Genomic DNA, 22,314 nt, shown 5'->3' on the forward strand with positions numbered 1-22,314 from the left:
CTGAAAAGTACGCCGTAGCCCCAGAAAAAAAACATGCACTCAGGCTTTACGTCGCGGTGCCAGCTTTTTCAGGTACTGATACTCGCTTTCCTGTGCGCGCACCCGCGGCTGGCCGGGTGCGGGCAGCACGTAGTGGTTATCAAAGTCGCGGGCTTTCACATTGTCGGCCCGCTCCAGGTCGAGCAGGTGGCGCAGCTCGGCTTGCAGGCTTTCATCGAGCACCGGGAAAGCGACTTCCACCCGGCGGTCGAGGTTGCGGGTCATCCAGTCGGCCGACGAGACGTACACTTTTTCCACGCCGCCATTGCCAAATACGTAAATCCGGGCGTGTTCGAGGTAGCGGTCCAGCAGCCCGCGCTGCGTGATATGCTCGCTCAGGCCCGGCTCGCCCGGCACCAGGCAGCCGATGCCCCGGATAAGCAGCTCAATGCGCACCCCCGCCCGACTGGCCTCGTAGAGCGCGGCTATCATGCCGGGGTCTTCCAGCGAGTTCACTTTCAGAATGATATAGGCTTCTTCACCTTTTTTGGCGCGGGCTGCCTCGGCGGCTATCAGCTTAAGCAGCTGCTTGCGCAGTCCAAACGGCGCTACCAGCAGGTGCTGCAAATGCGCCGGCTCTTCGCCCGTAATAAAATAGCGAAACACCTGGTCTACCTCGGCCACTATTTCGGCATTGGCCGTAAACAGGCCGTGGTCGGCGTAGAGCCGGGCGGTGGCCTCGTTAAAATTGCCCGAGCTGAGATAAGCGTAGCGGCTCATGGAGTCGTCGGCCTCGCTGCGCCGCGTAAGGAGCAGCAGCTTGGCGTGGCATTTCAGTTCGGGCGGAGTGAAGATGACGTTGGCGCCGGCCCGCTTCAGCTTTTCGGCCCAATAGATGTTGCTTTCCTCATCAAAGCGGGCTTTCAGCTCCACTACGGCCGTTACCTGCTTGCCATTTTTGAGCGCTTTGAGCAAGGCCTTGACCACCGCGCTCTTGGCAGCCACCCGATATAGCGTAATGCTAATACTATTCACCCGCGGGTCGTTTGCCGCTTCGCGCAGAAGGCGCGGCACGACATCGTAGCTCTGGTAGGGCGGGTGCAGCAGGTAGTCGCGCCGGGCGATGGCGGGCAGTAGCGGGCCGGTGCGCGGCAGCGTGGGGTGCGGCAGCTCGGGCCAGGCGGGGTTCAGCAAGTCTTGCCGGCCAAAGTCGGGGAAGCCAAAGAAATCGCGGAAATTGTGGTAGCGGCTGCCTTCCACCAGCTCCTCATCCTCGATACCGGTTTTTTGCCTGATGGCCCGCCGCACGGCCGGGGGCATGGTGGGGTCGTAGAGCAGGCGGGCCGGGTAGCCGGTGGCCCGCTTGGCCAGGCTACTGCGAATCTTGGCCAGCAAATCGCCCGAAATCTCCTCGGCAATATCCAGCTCCGCATCGCGGCTCAGCTTAATTGCATTAACCTGCACCTGGGCATAGGCCGGAAACAGGCTGGCTACGCCAACCCGCACAATATCATCCAGAAACACTACCTGAAAGGGGTCGTCGGCGGTGCCGGCTCCGCCGGGCAGCGCCACAAACCGCCCGCCGTGCCGCCGGGTCGGCAGCTCCATAATGACTACGCGCTCGGCATCGGCCTTTTTGCCCGGCGCGCGCGGCTCGGTAAGGTACAAGGTCAGGTACACGGCCTGGTCTTTCAGCAGCAGGTGGTGCAGCGTATCGTCGAGCATAATAGGCGACAGCAAATCGCGGACCTTCTGCTCAAAATAGTCTCTCACCCATTCGCACTGGCGGTCGGTCAGCTCATCGGAGCTGAGCAGCTGAATGCCGGCTGCCCGCAGTTCGGGCAGCACCGCGCGAAAAGTGTTGCCAAACTCTTCCTGCTGGCGGTGCACTTCGGCCAGTACCTTGGCCAGCAGCTGCTTGGGCTGGTCTTGCGGAAGCTGGGCCCTGGTTTTCTTCTTGAGCTTGCTGAGCCGCCGCAGCGTAGCCACCCGCACCTTAAAAAACTCGTCGAGGTTGGCCGAGAAGATGGCCAGAAACTTCAGGCGCTCCAGCAGCGGCACTTCGGGGCACTGCGCTTCTTGCAGCACGCGGGCATTGAAGCGCAGCCAGCTTAGGTCGCGGGGCAGGGTTTTCATGTTCAGTTTTAGTTAGCTGTCTTCGGTATCCTGCCAGGTTTAACGAAAAACAGTCAACGAAAATCGAATACCTACTGGCTACGCCACGTTTTTCGGGCAGTCGAAGAAATAAAACTCGGCGTTAGCCTGCTTTACCTCAGCCCAGGCTTCGGTTTGAAAGCGCAGGCAGATAACGCCGGCGGTGGGCATTTCGCTGCTTAGGGGCGAGGGCGAAAGGTAGTTGGCCACATCGGTAAGGGTGGGGTTGTGCCCGGTCAGCAGCACCGACTGCGCCGTGTCGGGCAGGGCGCGGATAATGGCCAGCAGGTCGTCGAGGTCAGCCTGGTAAATGCCGGGCTCCACGACAATGTTAGCAGAAGCATATTTTAACTCTCTGGCTACCAGTACTGCCGTGCTCATGGCCCGCACGGCCGGCGAGCTCATGATAAGGTCGGGCACAATGTGCCGGGCAGCCAGAGCCTGCCCCATGCGGGGCGCATCGTCGCGGCCCCGGTCGTTGAGTGGGCGCTCCTGGTCGCTCAGCTCATCGAAGCTCCAGCTCGACTTGGCATGGCGCATTAGATACAGCGTTTTCATGGCGCGAAGCTAGGCGATGATGGGCACAAAAAAGCCGGCCGTTGCGGCCGGCCTTTTTTGGCACTGAAGAATTCAACTACCGAATGTGTTCAGGAAACAGCAATAATATATAATAAATACTATTTATACTCATCGTAGCTGGCTGCCTGATGCGGGAAGCGCCGAGCGGCCAGCTCGGCCACGCGCCGCCCCAGCAGCTCGCGCAGGGCCTCTATATTTTCCTTATTCTGAGCCGAAATAAATACCACCGGGTCGTGCAGGCGGGCCATGTACGTTTCCTGCAGCTGCTCAAGCGGCGGGCGCGGGGCAGGCTCGTCAAAATGGCCGGGGAAATCCTGCTGCGGGTCGTCGCCGGCAAATACGGGCGCGGGGTCCGCATCGTGCGTGTACTGGTCTATCTTATTGAAAACAAGCAGCACCGGCTTGTCAGCGGCGCCAATTTCGCGCAGCGTTTCATTTACTACCGCAATGTGCTCCTCAAAAGCCGGGTGGGAGATATCCACAACGTGAATCAGTAAGTCGGCTTCCCGAATCTCATCGAGCGTGCTCTTGAAGCTTTCGATGAGCTTGGTCGGCAGCTTGCGGATAAACCCAACGGTATCCGATAGCAAAAAGGGAATATGGTTGTCGAGCACCACTTTACGCGTAGTGGCATCGACGGTGGCAAAGAGCTTGTTCTCGGCAAATACTTCGGCTTTGCCCAGCAGATTCATAATGGTCGATTTGCCTACGTTGGTGTAGCCTACCAGCGCCACCCGAATGGTATTATTGCGCGTTTTGCGCTGCGTGGCGGCCTGCTTGTCGAGGTCTTCGAGCTTATCCTTCAGAAAGGCAATGCGGTCGCGCACAATCCGGCGGTCGGTTTCGATTTCGGTTTCGCCCGGCCCCTTCATGCCTACTCCGCCGCGCTGCTTATCAAGGTGAGTCCAGAGACCGGTAAGCCGAGGCAGTAAGTACTGATACTGAGCCAGCTCGACCTGCGTGCGCGAGGTAGCCGACTTGGCCCGCAGGGCAAAAATATCGAGAATAAGCAGCGACCGGTCCACGATTTTCACTTTCAGCTCAGCTTCCAGGTTGCGCAGCTGCGAGGGCGAGAGGTCGTCGTCAAACACCACCATGCTGGATTTTTCGTGCGTCACCCAGGCCTTTAGTTCGGCCAGCTTGCCCTCGCCCACGTAGGTGCGGATATCGGGCTTGTCGAGCTTCTGCACAAAGCGGCGGGTGGCCTGTGCCCCGGCTGTTTCGATAAGGAAAGCCAGCTCGTCGAGGTATTCAGTCGTTTGCGCGTCGGTTTGGCGGCGCGGGGGCACACTCACGAGCACGGCGGTTTCGACCTCCCTGGCAGTTTCGTAGGTTTTAGTCTTGAGCAGCCGGTCGAGCTTGGTATCGCGGCGGGCGGGCGTGTGGTCGGTAGCGCCCACGTGCCGCGTGCTGCTGTGCGAGTTTTCGGATTGTTTGGCCATGCAATAAGCGAATGGTTGTCGGCTAATGGGTGCTACTACGCGGTTGCCAGCCTCAGCGGCTACCGGCAACGGGCCAGCCAGCGCCCGGCCACTACTTTAAAGTGAGAGAATACGCTACCACCTGCGCTATCTGCGCCGGCGTAAGCGTTTTGCCAAAGGCTGGCATTTTGCGCATACCATTGGTAACCAGATACGTGCGCCCAAAGGCATTGAGGTTGCTTTTGGTAAGGTCGCGCGCGCCGTTTCGGCCCAGCCGGCCATCCGGGCCGTGGCAGCGCTGGCAGTTTTTTTGAAAGAGCAGCTGGCCGGGCGCGGGTGGGGCGGCCTGCACCGCCCCTGCCCAGCCGAGCAAAGCCAGCGGCAAGCCCGCGATTTTTAAAAGCTTCATTGAGGTAGTATAACGCAAAAATCAGCCCGAAAGTAACCGCCGGCACTACTTAAAATAACGGCCGGGGCGATTTTCGGCCCGACCTTTGTCGCTACTTCTAATGAGAAATGGCGTGAGCCGGCCCCCGAGTAAGGCGACTGCTAGTCAGCTGCCCGGCCCCTTGCCCCTGCCTCAGTCACTTCCTCACTCATTGCTCTAGTGCGCGTTGCCTTAGTCATTAATACTTCCTGGAACATCTGGAACTTCCGCCGGGGCCTGGTGAAGGCGTTGCGGGCGGCCGGGCACGAGGTGCTGGCCATTGCGCCCCCCGACGCTTATTCCGACCGTCTGGAAAGTGAGCTGGGCTGCCGTTACGTCCCCATCGTGATGGAAAACAAGGGCACCAACCCCATCAAGGATGCCCAGCTGACGCGCCGCTTTATGCGCGTGTACCAGCAGGAGCGCCCCGATGTAGTGCTGCATTTCACCATCAAGCCTAATATTTACGGCACCCTGGCGGCGCGGCTGGCGGGCGTGCCCAGCATCAACAACGTGAGCGGGCTGGGCACGGTATTTATCGTCGAAAACCTGGTGAGCAAGGTAGCGCGGGGGCTCTACCGGCTGGCTTTTCGGTACCCGCACAAGGTATTTTTTCAGAACAATGACGACCGCGAGCTTTTTGTGCGCTACGGGCTGATAAAGCCCGCGCTTACGGGCCTGGTGCCCGGCTCGGGGGTCGATTTGGTCCGGTTCAAACCTGAGCCGGCCGTTGAAAAAGCGCCGGGCGAGCCCTTCACTTTTCTGATGGTGGCGCGGGTGCTTTACGAAAAGGGCATTGTCGAATATTTTGCCGCCGCCAAGCAGGTGCAAGCGGCAATGGGGGCCGATAAGGTCCGCTTTCAGCTCCTGGGCGGCCTCGACGAGGCCGGCGGCGTGGGGGTGCCCCGCGCCACCTTCGAGCAGTGGCTGACGGAAGGCCACGTAGCCTACCTGGGCACTTCCGACGACGTAGCGGCCCACCTGCACCGCGCCGACTGCATTGTGCTGCCCTCCTACCGCGAGGGCACACCCAAAACCCTGCTCGAAGCCGCCGCCTGCGGCAAGCCCCTGGTAACCACCGATGTGCCGGGCTGCCGCGAAACCGTGCAAAATGGTCGCAACGGCTACCTCTGCGAAGTGCGCTCGGCCTCCGACCTGGCCGATAAGCTCCTAACGGTGGCGCAGCTGCCCGCGGCCCGCCTCGCGGCGCTGGGGGCCGCCAGCCGCCAGCTGGCCGAAGAAAAATTTGATGAGCAGCTCGTGCTGCGCCAGTACCTGGCCGCGGTTGCCGAAGCCGGCCAAAAGATTACCAGCGCGTAGCTTTCCTTCTGACCTGAGCAAACCCACCAGTATATAGTAAATGCAAGTTATTACCCATACCCTGCCGGGCCTACTTGAGTTTCGCCCCCGCATTTTTGGTGACCCGCGTGGCGCATTCTTCGAGACCTTTAGTGCCCGCACAATGGAAGGGCTGGGCTTGCCCCGCCACCACTGGGTGCAGGATAATCAGAGTATCTCGAAGGCGGGCACCCTGCGTGGGCTGCACTTCCAGCGCCCGCCGCACGCGCAGGCCAAGCTGGTGCGGGTGGCCCAGGGGCGGGCGCTGGATATAGTAGTTGACTTGCGTCACCGCTCCGTCACCTTTGGCCAACACGCCAAAGTAGAGCTAACCGCCGAGCTGGGCAACGTGCTGTATGTGCCCGAAGGCTTTGCCCACGGCTTTGCGGCGCTGGAAGACGATACGTTGTTTCTGTATAAGTGCTCAGATTACTACGCTCCTGCCGCTGAAGGAGGAGTACGCTGGAACGACCCGGCGCTGGGCATCGACTGGGGAGTAGCCGAGGCCCTGATATCGCCGAAAGACGCCATCCTGCCCACGCTGGCCGAGCTCGAAAATCCGTTTTAGCCAGGCAAAAGTGCGGCTGATGGGGCCGGCCCATCAGCAACGCTAGAGCAGGGGCAATAGCGTTTCCAAACCCATGCCGCGTGAGCCTTTGAGCAGTATGAGCTGGTTGCGTAAGGGCTGCTGCGTTAGCCACGCGGCGGCAGTGGCTTTATCGGCAAAGTGAGCAGCGGCCGGGCAGGCCGCCGCGGCAGCCCGCATCAGGTCACCGATGAGCACTACTTTAGCCAGGGGCAAAGTGGCCAGCAGCTCTCCCAGCGCCTGGTGTTCGGCGGCACTGGTTTGGCCCAGCTCAAACATATCGCCCAGAATAGCCACCCGGCCCTGCCCGGCCGCCACGGGGCGCTGGGCAAAGCTGCGCAGCGCCGCGACCATGCTACTGGGGTTGGCATTGTAGGCATCCAGCAGCAGGTCGTTGCCGAGCGCCGTGTGCGCCAGCTGCGAGCGGTTGTTTTGCGGATTGTAGGTGGCCAGGGCCTCGGCTACGTGCCCGGCCGGCACGCCGAAAAAAGCGCCCACTGCGGCGGCGGCGGCCATATTCGGAAAATTATATTCTCCGGTAAGCTGCGCCATTACCTGGGTGCCTTCCCAGAGGCGCAGGCGCAGCGCGGGGTTGGCGCTGAGCAGCGCCGCCGGGTAGTCGTCGGCCGGACCGGGGTACGTGAGGCGCGCCGGCACGGCAGCCGCCAGCGCGGGCAGCTTCGCATCGAGGGTATTGACGAAAGCGATGCCATCGGTAGCACGCAGATAGTCGAATAGCTCACCCTTGCCTTTTGCAATGCCCTCTTCGCCCCCAAAGCCTTCGAGGTGAGCCTTGCCGATGTTGGTGATGAGGCCGTGGGTAGGCTCGGCCCACTGGCAGTAGTCGGCGATTTCACCTTGGTGGTTAGCTCCCATCTCAATCACGGCAAAATTGTGCTCGCGGGGGCGCAGGCGCAGCAGCGTAAGGGGCACTCCAATGTGATTATTCAAATTTCCCAAGGTAGCCAGCACCGTAAACTTTTGGGCCAGCACCACTGTCAGCAGCTCCTTAGTGGTAGTTTTGCCGTTGGAGCCGGTTATCGCCAGCACCGGGCCCCGAAACTGGCGGCGGTGCTCGCGGGCCAGGGCCTGCAGGGCGGCCAGCGGGTTGGAGGCATAAGTGTAGCGGGTGGGGTCCTGGGCCGCCAACGCCTCGTCGTCAACAACGGCGTGGCGGGCGCCCTTAGCCAGGGCACCGGCTGCGAAGTCAGCCCCGCGAAAGCTGGGGCCGTTGAGGGCAAAAAACAAGGTGCCGGGCTGGGGTTGCCGCGAGTCGGTACTCACCTGGCCCTGCGCGGCGAGATAATGGTCGTAGAGAGTCATGAGCAGAAGCCGGAGCGATGGCCGCCCGGCGACAAAGCCGGTCCGCCAGTCGATTGGGCCGGGCAAATGCAAAGTAACATGCAATTTTTACGCGGCGCGCTAAACTATGCCGGCCGGCCGCGCTGTTCTGGCCTTTATCATCCTTTGTTTTATGCTGCATATCCTATCGCGCGTTGGGCTACTGCTGGTGCTGTGGGGCGGACTGCTCGCCGGCCCGGCCCAGGGTCAGACGTCGGGCTCCCAGTTTGGCTTTCAATACGGCAGCGTAGCCAACATTGTGCAGGGCACTGATACGCTGGGCATGCCCTGGGCCGGCGGCCTCAACGCGCCGCAGTTCAGCAGCATCGACTTTAATGGCGATGGCCAGCCCGACCTCTATGCGTTTGACCGGCAAACGTCGCGCAGCTATACCTTTCTGAGCGTGGCCGCTGCCGGCGGCAAGGGCCGGCGCTGGCAGTATGCGCCCGAGTACGAGTGGGCTTTCCCCACCGACCTTTCGGGCTGGGCGCTGCTGCGCGACTACGACTGCGACGGGCGGGCCGATTTATTTACCTTCGCCAGCGGCGGCGACATTCGGGTTTTTCACAACGTGCCCGACGCGGCCGGCCATCCGAGCTTTGTGCTGGCCAACAACCAGCTGACGTTTCCTATCTACAACGGCTACATCAGCAACCTCAACATTGGGGCGTACAATCTGCCTTGCATTCAGGATGTAAATGGCGATGGCCGGCTCGATATCCTGACCTACGACTTCGTAGGCTCCACGGTAATCGAGCTGTATCTGAATGCCAGTACCGGCAGCTGCGGCGGCATCAGCTCCTTTACCCAGGCCACCAACTACTGGGGCCAGGTAGTAGCCTGCGCCGACTGCGCCAACTACCAGCTGCAAGGGGCGGCGGCCTGCTCGCCGCAGCGCATTCAGCACAGCACGGGCCACAACGTGCTGCTGCTCGACCTCAACGGCGACGGCAAGCTCGACCTGCTCGACGGCCGCGACAACTGCCCGCAGCTGACGCGACTGCTCAACTCGGGGGCGTCGAACACCGACGCCGTTATCGCGGCGGCCGGGGCCAGCAGCGCGTTTCCGTCGGCGGCCGCGCCCGTGAACGTGCCGGTTTTTCCGGCCCCCTACTCGTTTGATGCCAACTTCGACGGGATACCCGACCTGGTGGTGTCGCCCAATATGGCCGACAACTCGCTCGACCGCGTGAGCATGCGCCACAGCGTACCCCTGTATCTGAACACGGCTACCAGCGCAGGTGCCGTGCCCAGCTTCAGCCTGAGCAGCGATGGCTTTTTACAGAATGATATGCTCGACGCGAGCGAGGGCAGCATGCCGGCCTTTGGCGACCTCGACGGCGACGGGCTCACCGATATGCTGGTGGGCAACCAGGGCGATTTAGTGAATGGCTACTACCGGGCCAGCCTCTACTACTACCGCAACGTGGGCACTGCTCATCGGCCTGTTTTTCAGCTCGTAACCGATGATTACCTGGGCCTGGCGGCCACCGCGGCCCTCACCCCGAGCGTAAAATTCGAGTCGCTACGCCCGGCGCTGGTCGACCTCAACCGCGACGGTGCCCTCGATTTGGTGTACTCGGCCTACAACGGCACAACATTAAATTTAAACTATATACTAAATACTGCATCAGCCGGCCAGGCGGCCAGTTTTTCGGCGGCGCAGGCCAGCTACTTTCAGCTGCCGGGCCTTACCGGCAACCCCGTGGTTTCTTCGCTGGAAGGCGACACGCCCTGCTTTTTTGATGTTGATAATGACGGGTACGTAGATTTATTGCTGGGCACCAATGCCTTGCAGCCCAGCGGCGGCAGCCTGCGCTACTTCCGCAACCAGGGCGCAGGCAGCCTGGGCAACCTGGCCAATGCTTTTGTGCTGGCCGATGGCGACTATGGGCAGCTGCTCAACAATGGCAGCCGGCCGGCTTTTCTGGCGCCCGCAGTAGCCGACTTCGACGGCGACGGCCAGCCCGATTTGCTGACGCTCGACGGCAAAGGCACGGTCAGCTTTTACAGTAACTTTCGCAGCCAGGGCCCCAAGTTCATTGCGCGCAATGAATTGTTTTACAACAGCTTTAGTGGCCTTTATGAACCGGCCCGGCTGGGTCAGGGCTACGTACTGCGCTTTGCGGCCGCCGCGGCCGACCTCAACCAGGATGGCACTCCCGAGCTATACGTAGGCACCCAAACCGGCGGCATTATCAGCTTTATGCCCCGCAACCGCACGGTGCTGGCCACGCGCACGGCTGCTGCCGCCAGCCTGGCCCTCAGTATTTACCCCAATCCGGCCGCGCAGGCCGCCACCACCGAAACCGCGCAGCCTACGCGCCTGCGCCTGTTTGACCTGGCCGGGCGCCAGGTGCTCAGCGACCTGACGCCCGCGCGCACTCACCACCTCGACCTGCGTGCCCTCGCCCCCGGCCTGTATGTAGTGCAGGCCACTGCAACCGATGGCACTGCTACCAGCCAGCGCCTGGCCGTAGAGTAAGAGGCCGGGAGCAACCAGGATACTTCGCTATACTTTTTTACCGGGAGCTGCTGGTCAGCCACAGTCTTTTAGCATGAAATCGTCGGCGTCGAGCAGGAATGGTAGCTGCTCGCGGTAGCCCTCCAAAGGGCCTGCCTGCAGGGTGTGCGTAAGCACCGTTTGAAGGTTGCCGGCCTGCGCCAGGTATTCGCCATGAATATCGAGCAGCGCCGACTGGCCCGAATATTCCTGCCCAACCCCATCAAGCCCCAGCCTATTGACTCCCAAGGTGTAGGCCATGTTTTCGATGGCCCGCGCCCGCAGCAGGGTTTTCCATATTTCGGCCCGCGCCTGCGGCCAGTTGGCCACGTACAGCAGTAAGTCGTAGGGGTCGTGCCGGTCATTGCGGCTCCAGACCGGGAAGCGCAGGTCGTAGCAGATAAGCGGCCGGATGCGCCAGCCGCGCCACTCTTCCAGCAGGCGGCTGGTGCCGGCTGAGTACACCAGGTGCTCGCCCGCCAGCCGAAACAGGTGGCGCTTGTCGTAGGCGCTATAGCTGCCATCGGGCCGCACCCAGAACAGGCGGTTGTAAAAGCAGCTGCCATCGCGGGTGAGTACGCTGCCCGTAACCACGGCATCGTAGCGGGCAGCCTGTTCGCGCATCCAGTCCAGCGTGGGGCCGGGAAACGTTTCGGCCTGCGACTCAGCCTCCATGCTAAACCCGGTGGTAAACATTTCCGGCAGCACAATCAGGTCGGTGAGGCCTTTTTCGGGCAGTGCTGAGGCCAGCAGATCAGTAATCAGTGCGCGGTTTTCGGCGGGCTGATGCCAGTGTAAAGTAGTTTGGACCAGGGATACCGTTAAATCTTTCTTCATCATACCAACTCGTAATTTCTGTTACCAAAGCGGCTTCCCAGGAGGCACCACTATCTTTTCAGGAGCTAACGCCCTGGCACTAAAGGTGGCCGGGCCAGGCGCTCACCGGCCAGGCGCAGCATCGCCGAGCCTTTGGCAAAGCAAAAGCGCACCAGACCAGTAGAGTAGCCATCGTGGTAAAATGCCGACACCGGCACTACTGCCACGCCCCACTGCCGGGCCAGCTCTTCGGCAAAAGCCAGGTCGGGCAGGGTAGAAAGCGCTGCATAGCTGGCCAGCTGAAAGTAGCCGCCCGGCACCGGCAGCAGCCCCCAGCCGGTGCCGGCCAGCTGGGCCGCAAACTCGTCGCGCTTAGCCTGATAAAACCCGGCCAGGCCGCGGGCGTGCGCATCGGCAGGGTCGGCTTCCAGCACATCGGCCAGGGCGTGCTGCGTGGGGGTGCTTACGGCGAAGGTCACGAACTGATGCACCCGCCGCAGCTCGGCACTGAGGGCGGGCGGAGCTAGGCAGTAGCCCACCTTCCAGCCGGTAGCGTGGTAGGTTTTGCCAAACGACGACAGCACAAAGCTACGCGCCCGCAACCTCGGATGCCGGCGCGCGCTGCCCGGCAGTACGCCGTCAAACACCAGGTGCTCATACACTTCATCGGAGAGCACCAGTATATCGGTGCCCTCAGTGAGAGCCGCCAGCGCGTCCCAGTCGGCAGCCCCAAACACCGCGCCGCTGGGGTTGTGCGGGCTATTCACCATAATGAGCCGGGTGCGGGGCGACAGCGCCTTGCGCACGTCGTCCCAATCGGGCCGGAACTGCGGAGCCGGCAGGCGCACGTAGCGCGGCACCCCACCCTGCAGGCGCACAGCCGGTCCATACAGGTCATAGGCCGGCTCCAGAATAATCACCTCATCGCCGGGGCGCACAACGGCGGCCAGTACGCCATAGAGCGCCTCCGTAGCCCCGGCCGTGATGGTTACCTCGGTGTCGGGGTCGGGGGCAGGCGCATCGGGCTGCAAGCGGCCTACCTGCGCCGCAATGGCCGCTCTCAGGCGGGGCAGCCCCGGCATGGGCGCATACTGATGGCTACCGCTGGCCAGCGCATGGCGCGCCAACGCCTCGCGCAGCACCAGCGGCGGGTCGTAATCAGGAAAACCCTGGGCCAGGTTGAGCGCACCAGTCTGCTGGGCCAGCAAGGTCATCCGGCTGAAAATACTGACCCCAACATCAGGTAGCTTGGAAGAAAGCATAAGCGCTACTGTAAGCAACAAAAAAACAGCTACTAAATTGGCCTGACAATCAGGAGTTTCTAACCCGCAGGCAGTGCGCAGCCCGGCTACTGCCGAGCAAAATAAAGCATAGGCAGTATAAATGCGCGGCAAAGGCCGCTGCGTCGGCGTGGAGACTACGGCAGCGTCCGGCTCCGTAGCCGGCAAGCCGACAGAAGTTTAATATATTAAATTTAATATATTAAAGCCGTGCGTAAGTTGCCTGATTACTTACGGAAAGTACAGCCGAAAAGTGGACCCCACACCCAGTTGGCTGGCCACCTCTATGCGGCCGCCGGCGTTGTCCAGTATTTTCTTGACCATATAGAGCCCGATGCCCGTGCCCTCTACGTGGCTGTGCAGGCGCTGAAACAAGCCGAATAGCTGGCGCTGCTGGTTTTCGTCGAGGCCCAGGCCGTTGTCCTGTACTTCTATCACGCTGTAGGCACCAGCTGCGTAGCTGCGCAGGCGCACCAGCGGCCGGCGGTGAGGGTGGCGGTACTTAAAAGCATTGCTGAGTAGGTTGTAAATAACACTGCGCAGGTTTTTTTCCGAAAAAGCTACGCGAGGGCAGGCCGCCACATCCACCGAAAGCTTCCCCGCAGTGGCAACCAGCTGGGGCTGCAAATCGAGCCGCACGGCCTCAACCAGCGCGGCCAGGTCGATAGCAGCAGCGCCAGGCTGCTCGTACGCTTTTTGCAGCTTGGTAACCTCCGTCAGGTCACCGATGGTACGCTGAAAGCGCTCTATGGCGCGCTGCATCATGGTCAGCAGCGGCGTAATATTAGTGAGGTCGGCTACCTGGTCCAGCTCTTCGCGCAACGCGGTTACCAGGCCCTCGATGTTGCCGATAGGCTCCCGCAAATCGTGTGAGGCGATGTAAATAAAGTTGTCGAGGTCGGCATTGGTACGAATAAGCTGCTCATTGGCAGCAGTAAGGCGTTGATTAGATAGCGATACCTGCTGGCGGGCGGCCACTTGCTCACTTACTTCGGTAGCTACTACCGCCACACTCGTAATCAGCCCTTGCGCATCACGTAAGGGCTGGTATACAAAGTTGAGGTACACTTGCTTCAGACTGCCTTCGCGCTCAAGCAGGGCGCTTACCTCCTGAGCCACAAAGGCCTCGCCGGTCGCCATCACCTGGTCGAGAAGCTCCATAAATCCCTGGTCGCGCACTTCGGGCAGCACCTCCAGCAATTCGCGGCCAACTACCTGGGCCGGCGTGCGCCCCCAGATTTGGGCCATCAGCGGGTTGGCTACTTCGATAACGTAGTGCGCGCCGCGCATGATGGCAATGGCAACCGGGGCCTGGGCAAACAGGTCGGCCAGCTGGGCCTGCTGCTCCAGCTGCTGCCGGCGGGCAACTACCTGCTCGCTTATGTCGAAGGCAAACGACGACACGCCGACAATCTCCCCGTTTTCACGGTCGGCCTGATACGTAAAGTTCAGGTAGCGTGTAGAGGGCCGGCCTTCCGCGTCGTATACCACCACGGGCACCTCATTGCCGAAGTAGGGGCTTCCGGTCTGGTACACCTGGTCGAGCAAGGTAATAAAGCCGCCGGTAACGGCGGCCGGAATGGCCTCGGCCGTAGCCCGGCCCATGAGTACGCGGTCGGGAAACAATTCTTGGTAGGCCGGATTGACGTACTCAATAAAGTGCTGCGCGCCCCGCGCAATAAAAATAAGGGCCGATGTCTGCTCAAATACGTGGTAAAATGCCTGGCGCTGCGCCGCCAGCCGCTCGGCGGCAGCCGTAGCTTCGGCCTGGGCGGCCTGGGCCTGCTGGCGGTTGTGTACCTTATCGGTCGTATCGACAATAAATATCAGAATACCAGTGGTCTGCTGCTGGGCATCGAGCAGTGGCTGAAAGCTAAAATCAACGTAGCGCTGCTCGGGCTCAGCTTCGGCGGCGTTTTGTAGCCACAAGGGGCGCTCTGCACCCGATACCGGCTCGCCGCTCGCATATACCTGGTCGAGCAGCTCCCCCATGCTTTGCTCAAGCAACTCGGGCAATACTTCGCCCAGGGCAGCTCCCAGGCGTGGCCGGTGCCCGGTAAGGGCCTGGAAGCTGGTATTGAAAAAAGTGTAGTGGTGGTGAGGACCGGCCAGGGTAGCCACGGCGGCCGGCACCTGCCTCAGTATTTGCTGAAGCCGATTTTCCTGAACCGCCACCTGCTCGCGCTGGCGCTGGGTTTCTTCTAGCGCCTCAACCAGGGCTTGCGTGCGCTTGGCTACGCGGGCCTCCAGCACCTCATTTAGTTGTCGCAGCTCGTGCTGGGCAACCAGCAGCTCGTCGGTACTGGCTCGTATTTCTTCATTAGCAGCTTGTAGCTCTTCATTGGCAGCCGCCAGCTCCTCATTTAGCTGGTTTGTCTGGCGCGCCTGCTCTTCTACCAGCTGGCGGGCCCGCACCTGCTCGGTTACCTCAATTGCCACCACCACAATACCCGTCACGGTGCCATCGTCGCTGCGCTGGGGCTGGTAGGTAAACGTAACGTAGGCGGTTTCGAGCTGCCCCTGGCGCTTCAGCACGGCCGGCACTTCTGTGCCATGAAAAGGCTGCGCCGTGCGCAGCACCTCGGCCAGCAGCTGGTCGAACCCCTGGCCCTGAATCTCGGGCAGGGCCACTAGCAGCGGCAAGCCAATTACCTCCTCGGGCTGGCGGTCCCACAAGCGGCAAACCAGGGGGTTAGCCAGGGTAATAATGTGCTCAGGGCCTTCCAGGTACGCAAAAGCTACGGGAGCCTGCTGCAACAGGCTATAGAGCTGCTGGCGCTGGCTTTCGGCTTCGGCCCGGGCGGCCCGCTCGCTTACCTGGCTCTGGCGCAGGGCCACTTCTACGGCCGAGCGCGACTCGTCGGCAGTGTCGGTGAAGCTCACGAGCAGCCCCTGCCCTACCCGGCACGCCGACAGCCGGAAATAGTTATCCAGGCTGTCGCCCTGATAGTTGACATCCAGACGCGCCGGGCCACCAGCCTCAAACGTATCACGGTGAAAGGCAAATACGCCTGTTTCCAGCGTGTGCGGATAGTAGTGCAGGTAGGTGCCGCCCGGCCGCGCCGGCTGCTTCAGAATGCGCTGCGCCGCCGGATTTAGCAGGTCGATGGTAAAATCGACGATGACGCCGCCGGCGTCCCGAATGGGCGAGTACAGGGCCATGCCGGTAAGCGAGACCTCAAGCATTGCCCACAGCAGCTCATCGGGCGGGTATGCTACAGGTAAATCGTCGAAAGAGGGAGCAGCAAATTCGGCCATGACGCCCAAGCTACGTAAAGCAGGCCGCTCTTGGCCATTACGCCTCAGAATTTGGCCACCTCCCGGCTGCATTGCGGCGGCCAGATTCCTGATTATTTGTAATTTGCCGCTAACCCCGGCTGCCCACTGGCGGCCGATTTTTATCTGGCGCTGCTCACCTGGCAAAATATGCGGTTTTGGCTATTTCTACTTCTGAGCCTGTGGCCGGCCACCCGGTGCCTGGCAGCGCAGCGCGTGCCGGCTACGGCGGCCCCGCCCGCCCTGCTATTGCGCGATACGACCCAGACGTATCAGCTTTCGCCGCTGTTAGAGTTGCTGCCCGACCCGCCCGGCGCGCCGCTGAGCCTGGCTCAGGTGCTGTCGGCGCCCTATGCGAGCCGCTTTCGGCGCAGCCCCGAGCTTATTCCCAATACTGCCGGCAGCCACACGTACTGGGTACGGTGGCAGCTCGGCAACGCGCTCGACACACGCACCCAATGGGTACTGAGCATGCGGGCTTTCCTGACCAGCTTCGACCTGTTTACGGTAGACAAGCGAGGCCGGGTGGTACGGGCTCAGCACCTCGACCCCGACTACACCTGGGCGGCGCTGCACGCGCTACCGGGCCGGCGGTTCAACATCGCCCTGACGCTGCCCAGCGGGCAGCTCCGCACCTTTTACTTGCATTCAGCCGGCAGTATATATAACTTCCAGATTTGCGAGCGCACGCAGCTGCTGCAGCTGTTTCGGGAGGGAGACGTGTGGGAAACGCTTTTTTTTGGCACCTTCCTGGTACTGGTGGTGTACAATCTGCTGCTTTTTCTGGCTATCCGCGACCGCACCTACCTCTACTACGTGCTGTATGCCAGCAGCTTTGCGCTTTTACAAGCGCAGGCCACCGGCTACCTTCGCCAGTGGCTGGCGCCGATACTGGCCGCGCCGGCTCTGACCAGCCAGCACATCGACCTACTGGAGGGCCTGCTGCTGGGAGCTACGCTGTTTACCGGCATTCTCACGGTGCGCTCCTTTCTGGAAACCGGGCGCCTTGCGCCGCGGCTCGACCGGGCGCTGCGAGTAGTTGCTTACTTTACGCCCCTGCCCCTGCTGGCTGCGTTCGTACCCTATGACTGGAGTGGCTGGCTGGCGCCCCTGGTGGCGCTGGCCGTGAGCGCGGCGCTGCTGGCCGCCGGCATCGCCGTCACCCTCACCGGCTACCGGCCGGCGCGGTATTATATGGCCGGCTGGACGCTGGTACTGCTCGCCGTTATCGCGTTTTACCTGCGCACGCTGCGGCTGCTGCCCGTATCGTTTTTTACCGAATATGGTATTCGGGTTACCTCGGCGCTCGATGTAATTCTGCTCTCGCTGGGGCTGGCCGACCGCATCAACGTGGCCCGGCGCGAGCGGCAGCTGGCTCAGGAGGCCACTATTGCGGCGCTGCGCGAAAAGGATGACGTGCGCGAGCAGGCCACGCGCGAGCTGACCCGCCATGCGGCGCAGCTGCAGCACGCTTACCAGGAGCTGCAAACCAGCCTGCAAACCACCGATAAGCTGCAAAGCCTGGATGAGCTAAAGACGCGCTTTTTTACCAATATCAGCCACGAGCTGCGCACGCCACTCACGCTTATTCTGGCCCCGCTCGAACAGCTCGTGGCTGATACCCGCGCCGACCATCCGGCGGCGGCCGAGTACGAGCTGATGCACCACCAGGCCCGGCGCCTGCTTCAGCTTGTCAATCAGCTGCTCGACGTGGCCCGCCTTGAGGCAGGCCAGCTCCGGCTCCGGGCAGTGCCCACCGACCTGCACCGCTTCGTGCGCACCCACACGGCGGCTTTTAGCTCGCTGGCCGCCAGCCGCGGCCTGCACCTGCTTATTGAGGCCGATGGCCCCGCCGTGGAAGCCTGGGTAGAGCCCGACCAGCTGGAAAAAATCCTGGGTAATCTGCTCAGCAATGCCCTGAAATTTACGCCAGCCAGTGGCACGGTGCGCGTGCGGCTTTATGCCGACGGCCAGGAGGCCGTGCTTCAGGTACAGGATACCGGGCCGGGTATTGCCCCCGGGCACCTGGGCCGCATCTTCGAGCGATTTCAGCAGGCAGATGACTCCCTTACGCGCCCGTACGGTGGCTCGGGCGTGGGCCTGGCGTTGGTCAAAGAGCTCGTGCAGCTGCACCAAGGCCAGGTACGCGTCCAAAGCACGCTGGGCCAGGGAACTACCTTTGAAGTACGGCTTCGGCTGGGCTGCGCTCACTTAACGCCCGAGCAAATGGCCCAGCCCACGGCAGCCGAAGTGCCGGCAACTACTGCCCTGGCCGAGCGGCCCGGCCCAACCGAGCGGTCGGCCCGGACAGCAGCCGACACTTCCGGGAGCCGGCCCTTGGTACTTATTGTGGAAGACCACCCCGACATGCGTCAGTACCTGCGCACCTGCCTGGCGGCCGACTACCGCGTGCTGCTCGCTCCCGATGGGCCGGCTGGCCTGGCAGCAGCCCATACCCACAACCCCGACCTGGTTGTGAGCGACCTGATGATGCCGGGCCTCGATGGCCTGGGTTTGTGCGAACGGCTGAAAGCCGATGAAGCTACCAGCCACATTCCGGTGGTGCTGCTCACGGCCCGCACCACCGACGAAAGCCGGCTGGCCGGCCTGGAGCTGGGCGCCGACGACTACCTCACCAAGCCTTTCCGCCCGGTTGAGCTGCGGGCCAGGGTGCGCAACCTCATTCAGCAGCGGCAGCTGCTGCGGCGGCGCTTCGGGCAGGAAATGACGTTGCAGCCCCGCGATATCGCCATTACCTCGGTCGATGCGCACTTTCTGACCAGGGCGCTGGAGGTGGTAGAAGCGCACCTGGCCGACCCCGATTTTAGCGTTGACCAATTTGCCGATGCGCTGCACCTGAGCCGGATGCAGCTGCACCGCAAGCTCAAAGCACTGGCCGACCAGCCCGCTACCGAGTTTATTCGCACCGTGCGGCTACGCCGGGCCGCACAGCTGCTGGCTGCCACAGCCGGCAATGTCGGCGAAGTGTGCTACCAGGTAGGCTTCCAGCATTTATCCTATTTTACCAAGTGCTTTCGGGAGCTGTATGGCTACCCGCCGTCAGAACACGCTGCCCGCCAGGCGGCCCTCACGGAGTAGAAGCATGAGCCTTCATTGCCCACTGGCGGAGATTTAAATTGCAGCTATAAGCCCGATAGCATCGGGCTTTTTCATTAATCAGGCTTGATTATGAGCATACTACACGCTCTGTTACAAAAGTGCTAGCTTTTGCAAAATTCCTGCTAACTACCACCAGCGGGAGTCAGCCACCTTTGCCGAAGTCAATGGCTTGCACCCCTACGCCGAGCACAGCACCAGCAGCAAGGCATACGTCGGCCCGGCTTTTCATCCTACTTTACATGGCAGGTTTTTGCTCTTCTCCGCGTCCGCTTTGCGGACGTAATACATAGGTTTTGGTGGTTGTGCCCATGCTGGTTAGCGGGCGAGCTGCGAGCTGGCAAGCGGCCGGGCGGGTATGAGGCACGATTACCGGCACACTGGTAGAAGATAAAGGTCAGCTACTTACCATCGGCAAGGGCAGCTTCGACCTGGCTCGCCGGCCCGACATCGAGTAAGAGCCCCTTCGTTTTAAGCAGCCAGCACTCTTCCTCAAAATTTCCATTCAAACGGCAGCTCAGGCTACGCCCATCAATATTATGAAAAATCTATATCATACCGCTTTAGCACTCCTGCTGCTTGGCGCAGCGCCGGGCGCCCACGCCCAGTTCCGGCTACCTGATATCGGCTCCCGCGTGCAGAATGCGGTGAACAATCGCCTTAGCCAGCGCACTGACCAGGCCATTAACAAAGGTCTCGACAAAACCGAAAGCGCGGCTACCTCGGCCGCCAAGGGCACAGGAAGCAGCCCGGCCGCCACCGAGGCGGCGGGTAGCCCAGCGCCGGCCAGCGGTGAGCACCTGACTTCCCGCTACGACTTTGTGCCCGGCACCAAAATTATTTTTGAAGACCGGCTGGCCGGCGAGCAACTGGGCGAGTTTCCGGCCCGCTGGGAGCTGCTCGACGGCAGCGCCGAAGTACTGAGCGCGAGCGGGCAGCCAGCAATTGCCATCGCCCGTAATGCCGACATCAGCCCGCTTATCAAGGAGGCCAACTATCTGCCAGCGGCGTTTACGCTGGAGATGGACGTATTTCTGCTGCCCTCCCAACGCATGTTTGTGTGGCTGTGGGACGAGCGCAAGCACCACCAGGAGGTGAATGGCGAGCTGGGATACCTGCAAATCACGGAAAAAGGCATTACAATGCCCGATAAAAACCTGGGACAGGAAACCCTGACCGAAACGGTGCCGGCCGGCAGCTGGCATCACCTCGCGCTGGCTTTCAACCAGCGCAGCCTTAAAGGCTACCTCGACCAGAGCCGCTTGCTGAACGTGCCCGATGTGCACGGCAAGCCGACGGGCCTTACCATCGGGGCCCGGCCCATCTACGGCGATACCAAGCCACTACTGGTACGCAATGTGCGGCTGGCCGAGGGTGGCAAAGACCTGTATGCCCGCCTCATGACCGATGGCCGCATCGTAAGCCACGATATTTTGTTTGACCCTGGCCAGGCGGTTATCAAGCCAAGCTCGCAGCCCGCTCTCACCCAGCTGACAAGCCTGCTGCAAAGCCAGCCAGCGCTTCGCTTCACCATCGAAGGCCATACCGACTCGGATGGTGATGCCGCGGCCAATCTAAAACTGTCGCAGGCACGCGCTGAGGCCGTGCGGGCTGCCCTGCTCAAAGCAGGCATCTCCGCTGACCGCCTCACCGCCAAGGGCCTGGGAGAAACCAAGCCGCTCGACCCCAGCAATACCGCCGCAGCCAAGGCCCAGAATCGCCGCGTCGAGTTTGTAAAAATTTAGCGCGGCCCGCTCAAATCTTGCTTGGCTATAGTTAAGCGAAGAAGCCGACCACCCATTTCTTGGAAAGAAAAAAAGCCTCCTGCACTGATGCAGAAGGCTTTTTTTGTGGCAACAGTTGGAATCGAACCAACGACACCAGCATTTTCAGTGCTGTGCTCTACCAACTGAGCTATGTTGCCGGGTTTTCCGAAGCCGGGTTAGCGGCTTGGGAGCGCAAAGGTACGAAAACCGGGTTACCGTGCAAGAATCTGGGCGAAAAAATTTCAGAAACGTGCGCGAGGAGCACCTAAAGTAGTCGTCATGCCTACTAAATTGCGGCCCTATCCCACCCCGCCGCTTACCTTTACCGTCTATGCTGCAACCCATTCTTTTCGCGCTGCTGTTGCTGGCAGCCTTCGGCCTGTTTACCTGGCAGGTCCGCAAAATTCGGGCGAATATCCTTGTGGGCCGCGACCGCGATATGAGCGGCCACTTCGGCGAGCGCCTCAACAAAACCCTGCTGGTGGCTTTTGGTCAGCAAAAAATGTTTAAGCGCCTTACGCCCGCGCTGCTGCACCTGGTGGTGTACGTGGGCTTCATCGTCATCAATATCGAGGTAATCGAGATTATTATCGATGGCTTGTTTGGCACGCACCGCTTCCTGAGCTTTCTGGGGCCGGTGTATAGCGCCCTGATGGCCGTGAATGAGACACTGGCGGCGCTGGTTATTGTGGCGGTAGCGGCGTTTTGGTGGCGGCGCAACCACCGCCCGCCGGTGCAGCGGTTTACCGGCGTGGAGCTACGCATGTGGCCTAAGCTCGATGCCAATATTATTCTCTATATAGAAGTAGCGCTTATGCTGGCGCTATTCTTCATGAACTCGGCCGATATTCGGCTGCACCAACTCGAAGGCAAGGGGCTGCCGGGCGCGTTCCCCGTCAGCCACTTCTTATCGGGCCTGCTCACGACCTCTGACGTGGGGACGCTGGAAGTGCTGGAGCGCGCCGGCTGGTGGATTCACATTACGGGCATCCTGCTGTTTCTCAATTACCTGCCCAGCTCCAAGCACTTCCACATACTGGCAGCTTTTCCGAACGTATGGTATTCGCGCCTGGTGCCGCAGGGGCAATTTTCCAATGTGGACAGCATTACCCACGAGGTGAAGGCCATGATGGACCCGAGCTACATAGTGCCGGCGCCGGCTACCAACCCCGACGGCTCGGCCGTGGCCCCGACGCCTTTTGGCGCCAAGGATGTGGAAGACCTGCCCTGGACGGCTCTGCTGAACTCGTACTCGTGCACCGAATGCGGGCGCTGCACCTCGGTATGCCCGGCCAACCTCACGGGCAAGCTGCTCTCGCCGCGCAAAATCATCATGGACACCCGCGACCGGGTGGAAGAGAAATATAATTCGCCGCTACTATTTCACCCCAACGTGTACGGCCCCGAAGCCAGGCACGAGCCCGTTACGGACCTGGCCAATGCTACGCTGCTGCGCGGCAAAGTAACGCCCGAGGAGTTGTGGGCCTGCACCACCTGCAACGCCTGCGTGGAAAGCTGCCCGGTGAATATCAACCCTTTGGAAAGTATTATCGAGATGCGCCGTTTTCTGGTATTGGAAGAGTCGGCCGCACCCAACTCGCTCAACGTCATGTTCTCCAACATCGAAAACAACGGTGCGCCCTGGGCCTTCTCGCCTTCCGACCGCCTCAACTGGGCCGACGAGCTGTACGTGGCGGAGAAGGTGACGACATAAATTAGTACGCGCCGACT

14 protein-coding genes and 1 tRNA gene are annotated in these 22,314 nt (G+C 61.3%); 6 read left to right on the plus strand and 9 right to left on the minus strand.

Translation table 11 applies throughout. The annotated features are described in order from the left end of the window. Window positions 1–39: 39 nt before the first annotated feature. The 4 genes from ppk1 to F6X24_RS02690 all read right to left on the minus strand — a co-directional run bounded on the left by ppk1 (window position 40) and on the right by F6X24_RS02690 (window position 4,542). Window positions 40–2,115: a polyphosphate kinase 1 gene (gene ppk1 / locus F6X24_RS02675; protein ID WP_151086370.1), complete on the minus strand. Its 2,076-nt coding sequence runs from the start codon at window positions 2,113–2,115 to the stop codon at window positions 40–42. A gap of 78 nt (window positions 2,116–2,193) precedes the next feature. Continuing rightward, window positions 2,194–2,691: a SixA phosphatase family protein gene (locus F6X24_RS02680; RefSeq protein ID WP_151086372.1), complete on the minus strand. Its 498-nt coding sequence runs from the start codon at window positions 2,689–2,691 to the stop codon at window positions 2,194–2,196. A gap of 119 nt (window positions 2,692–2,810) precedes the next feature. Next, a complete protein-coding gene (gene hflX / locus F6X24_RS02685; RefSeq protein ID WP_151086374.1) occupies window positions 2,811–4,154 on the minus strand; it encodes a GTPase HflX in 1,344 nt (447 codons plus the stop codon). Between the two features lie 91 nt (window positions 4,155–4,245). Beyond that, window positions 4,246–4,542 (minus strand): c-type cytochrome, encoded by a 297-nt coding sequence (locus F6X24_RS02690; RefSeq protein WP_151086376.1) that lies wholly within the window; start codon window positions 4,540–4,542, stop codon window positions 4,246–4,248. A 198-nt stretch (window positions 4,543–4,740) separates the two neighbouring features. On the opposite strand from F6X24_RS02690, the gene F6X24_RS02695 reads away from it, so the two are divergent. Beyond that, entirely contained in the window at window positions 4,741–5,880 is a 1,140-nt protein-coding gene (locus F6X24_RS02695; protein WP_151086378.1) for a glycosyltransferase family 4 protein, read from the plus strand. A 40-nt stretch (window positions 5,881–5,920) separates the two neighbouring features. Further along, window positions 5,921–6,466 carry a dTDP-4-dehydrorhamnose 3,5-epimerase gene (rfbC, locus tag F6X24_RS02700; protein WP_151086380.1) on the plus strand — a complete coding sequence of 182 codons (546 nt, stop codon included), beginning with the start codon at window positions 5,921–5,923 and terminating at the stop codon, window positions 6,464–6,466. Between the two features lie 42 nt (window positions 6,467–6,508). Here the strand turns inward: rfbC and F6X24_RS02705 are convergent, their stop codons facing one another. Further along, entirely contained in the window at window positions 6,509–7,807 is a 1,299-nt protein-coding gene (locus F6X24_RS02705; protein ID WP_151086382.1) for a UDP-N-acetylmuramoyl-tripeptide--D-alanyl-D-alanine ligase, read from the minus strand. A gap of 151 nt (window positions 7,808–7,958) precedes the next feature. Here F6X24_RS02705 and F6X24_RS02710 point away from each other — a divergent pair, with 151 nt between their 5' ends. Next, the gene (locus F6X24_RS02710; protein ID WP_191906426.1) at window positions 7,959–10,310 is read left to right on the plus strand and encodes a T9SS type A sorting domain-containing protein; all 2,352 of its coding nucleotides are present in this window, start codon (window positions 7,959–7,961) and stop codon (window positions 10,308–10,310) included. A 54-nt stretch (window positions 10,311–10,364) separates the two neighbouring features. Here F6X24_RS02710 and F6X24_RS02715 read toward each other — a convergent pair whose 3' ends face one another. The 3 genes from F6X24_RS02715 to F6X24_RS02725 form a co-directional block, all read right to left on the minus strand. Continuing rightward, entirely contained in the window at window positions 10,365–11,168 is an 804-nt protein-coding gene (locus tag F6X24_RS02715; protein WP_317132506.1) for an amidohydrolase, read from the minus strand. A gap of 62 nt (window positions 11,169–11,230) precedes the next feature. Next, window positions 11,231–12,406 (minus strand): methionine aminotransferase, encoded by a 1,176-nt coding sequence (locus tag F6X24_RS02720; RefSeq protein WP_151086385.1) that lies wholly within the window; start codon window positions 12,404–12,406, stop codon window positions 11,231–11,233. 249 nt (window positions 12,407–12,655) lie between these two features. After that, a complete protein-coding gene (locus F6X24_RS02725) occupies window positions 12,656–15,682 on the minus strand; it encodes a PAS domain-containing protein (protein WP_191906427.1) in 3,027 nt (1,008 codons plus the stop codon). Between the two features lie 168 nt (window positions 15,683–15,850). Here F6X24_RS02725 and F6X24_RS02730 point away from each other — a divergent pair, with 168 nt between their 5' ends. Further along, window positions 15,851–18,799, plus strand: a complete 2,949-nt coding sequence (locus tag F6X24_RS02730) for a 7TM diverse intracellular signaling domain-containing protein (protein ID WP_151086388.1) — start codon at window positions 15,851–15,853, stop codon at window positions 18,797–18,799. Window positions 18,800–19,356: 557 nt separating this feature from the next. After that, window positions 19,357–20,562 (plus strand): OmpA family protein, encoded by a 1,206-nt coding sequence (locus F6X24_RS02735; RefSeq protein ID WP_151086390.1) that lies wholly within the window; start codon window positions 19,357–19,359, stop codon window positions 20,560–20,562. Window positions 20,563–20,668: 106 nt separating this feature from the next. Here F6X24_RS02735 and F6X24_RS02740 read toward each other — a convergent pair. Further along, window positions 20,669–20,741 (minus strand) — tRNA-Phe (locus F6X24_RS02740). Window positions 20,742–20,914: 173 nt separating this feature from the next. Between F6X24_RS02740 and F6X24_RS02745 the strand changes: the two genes are divergently transcribed. Continuing rightward, window positions 20,915–22,297: a (Fe-S)-binding protein gene (locus F6X24_RS02745; RefSeq protein ID WP_151086391.1), complete on the plus strand. Its 1,383-nt coding sequence runs from the start codon at window positions 20,915–20,917 to the stop codon at window positions 22,295–22,297. Window positions 22,298–22,314: the final 17 nt, after the last annotated feature.

The organism is Hymenobacter baengnokdamensis (assembly GCF_008728635.1).
GTDB classification, from domain to species: domain Bacteria; phylum Bacteroidota; class Bacteroidia; order Cytophagales; family Hymenobacteraceae; genus Hymenobacter; species Hymenobacter baengnokdamensis.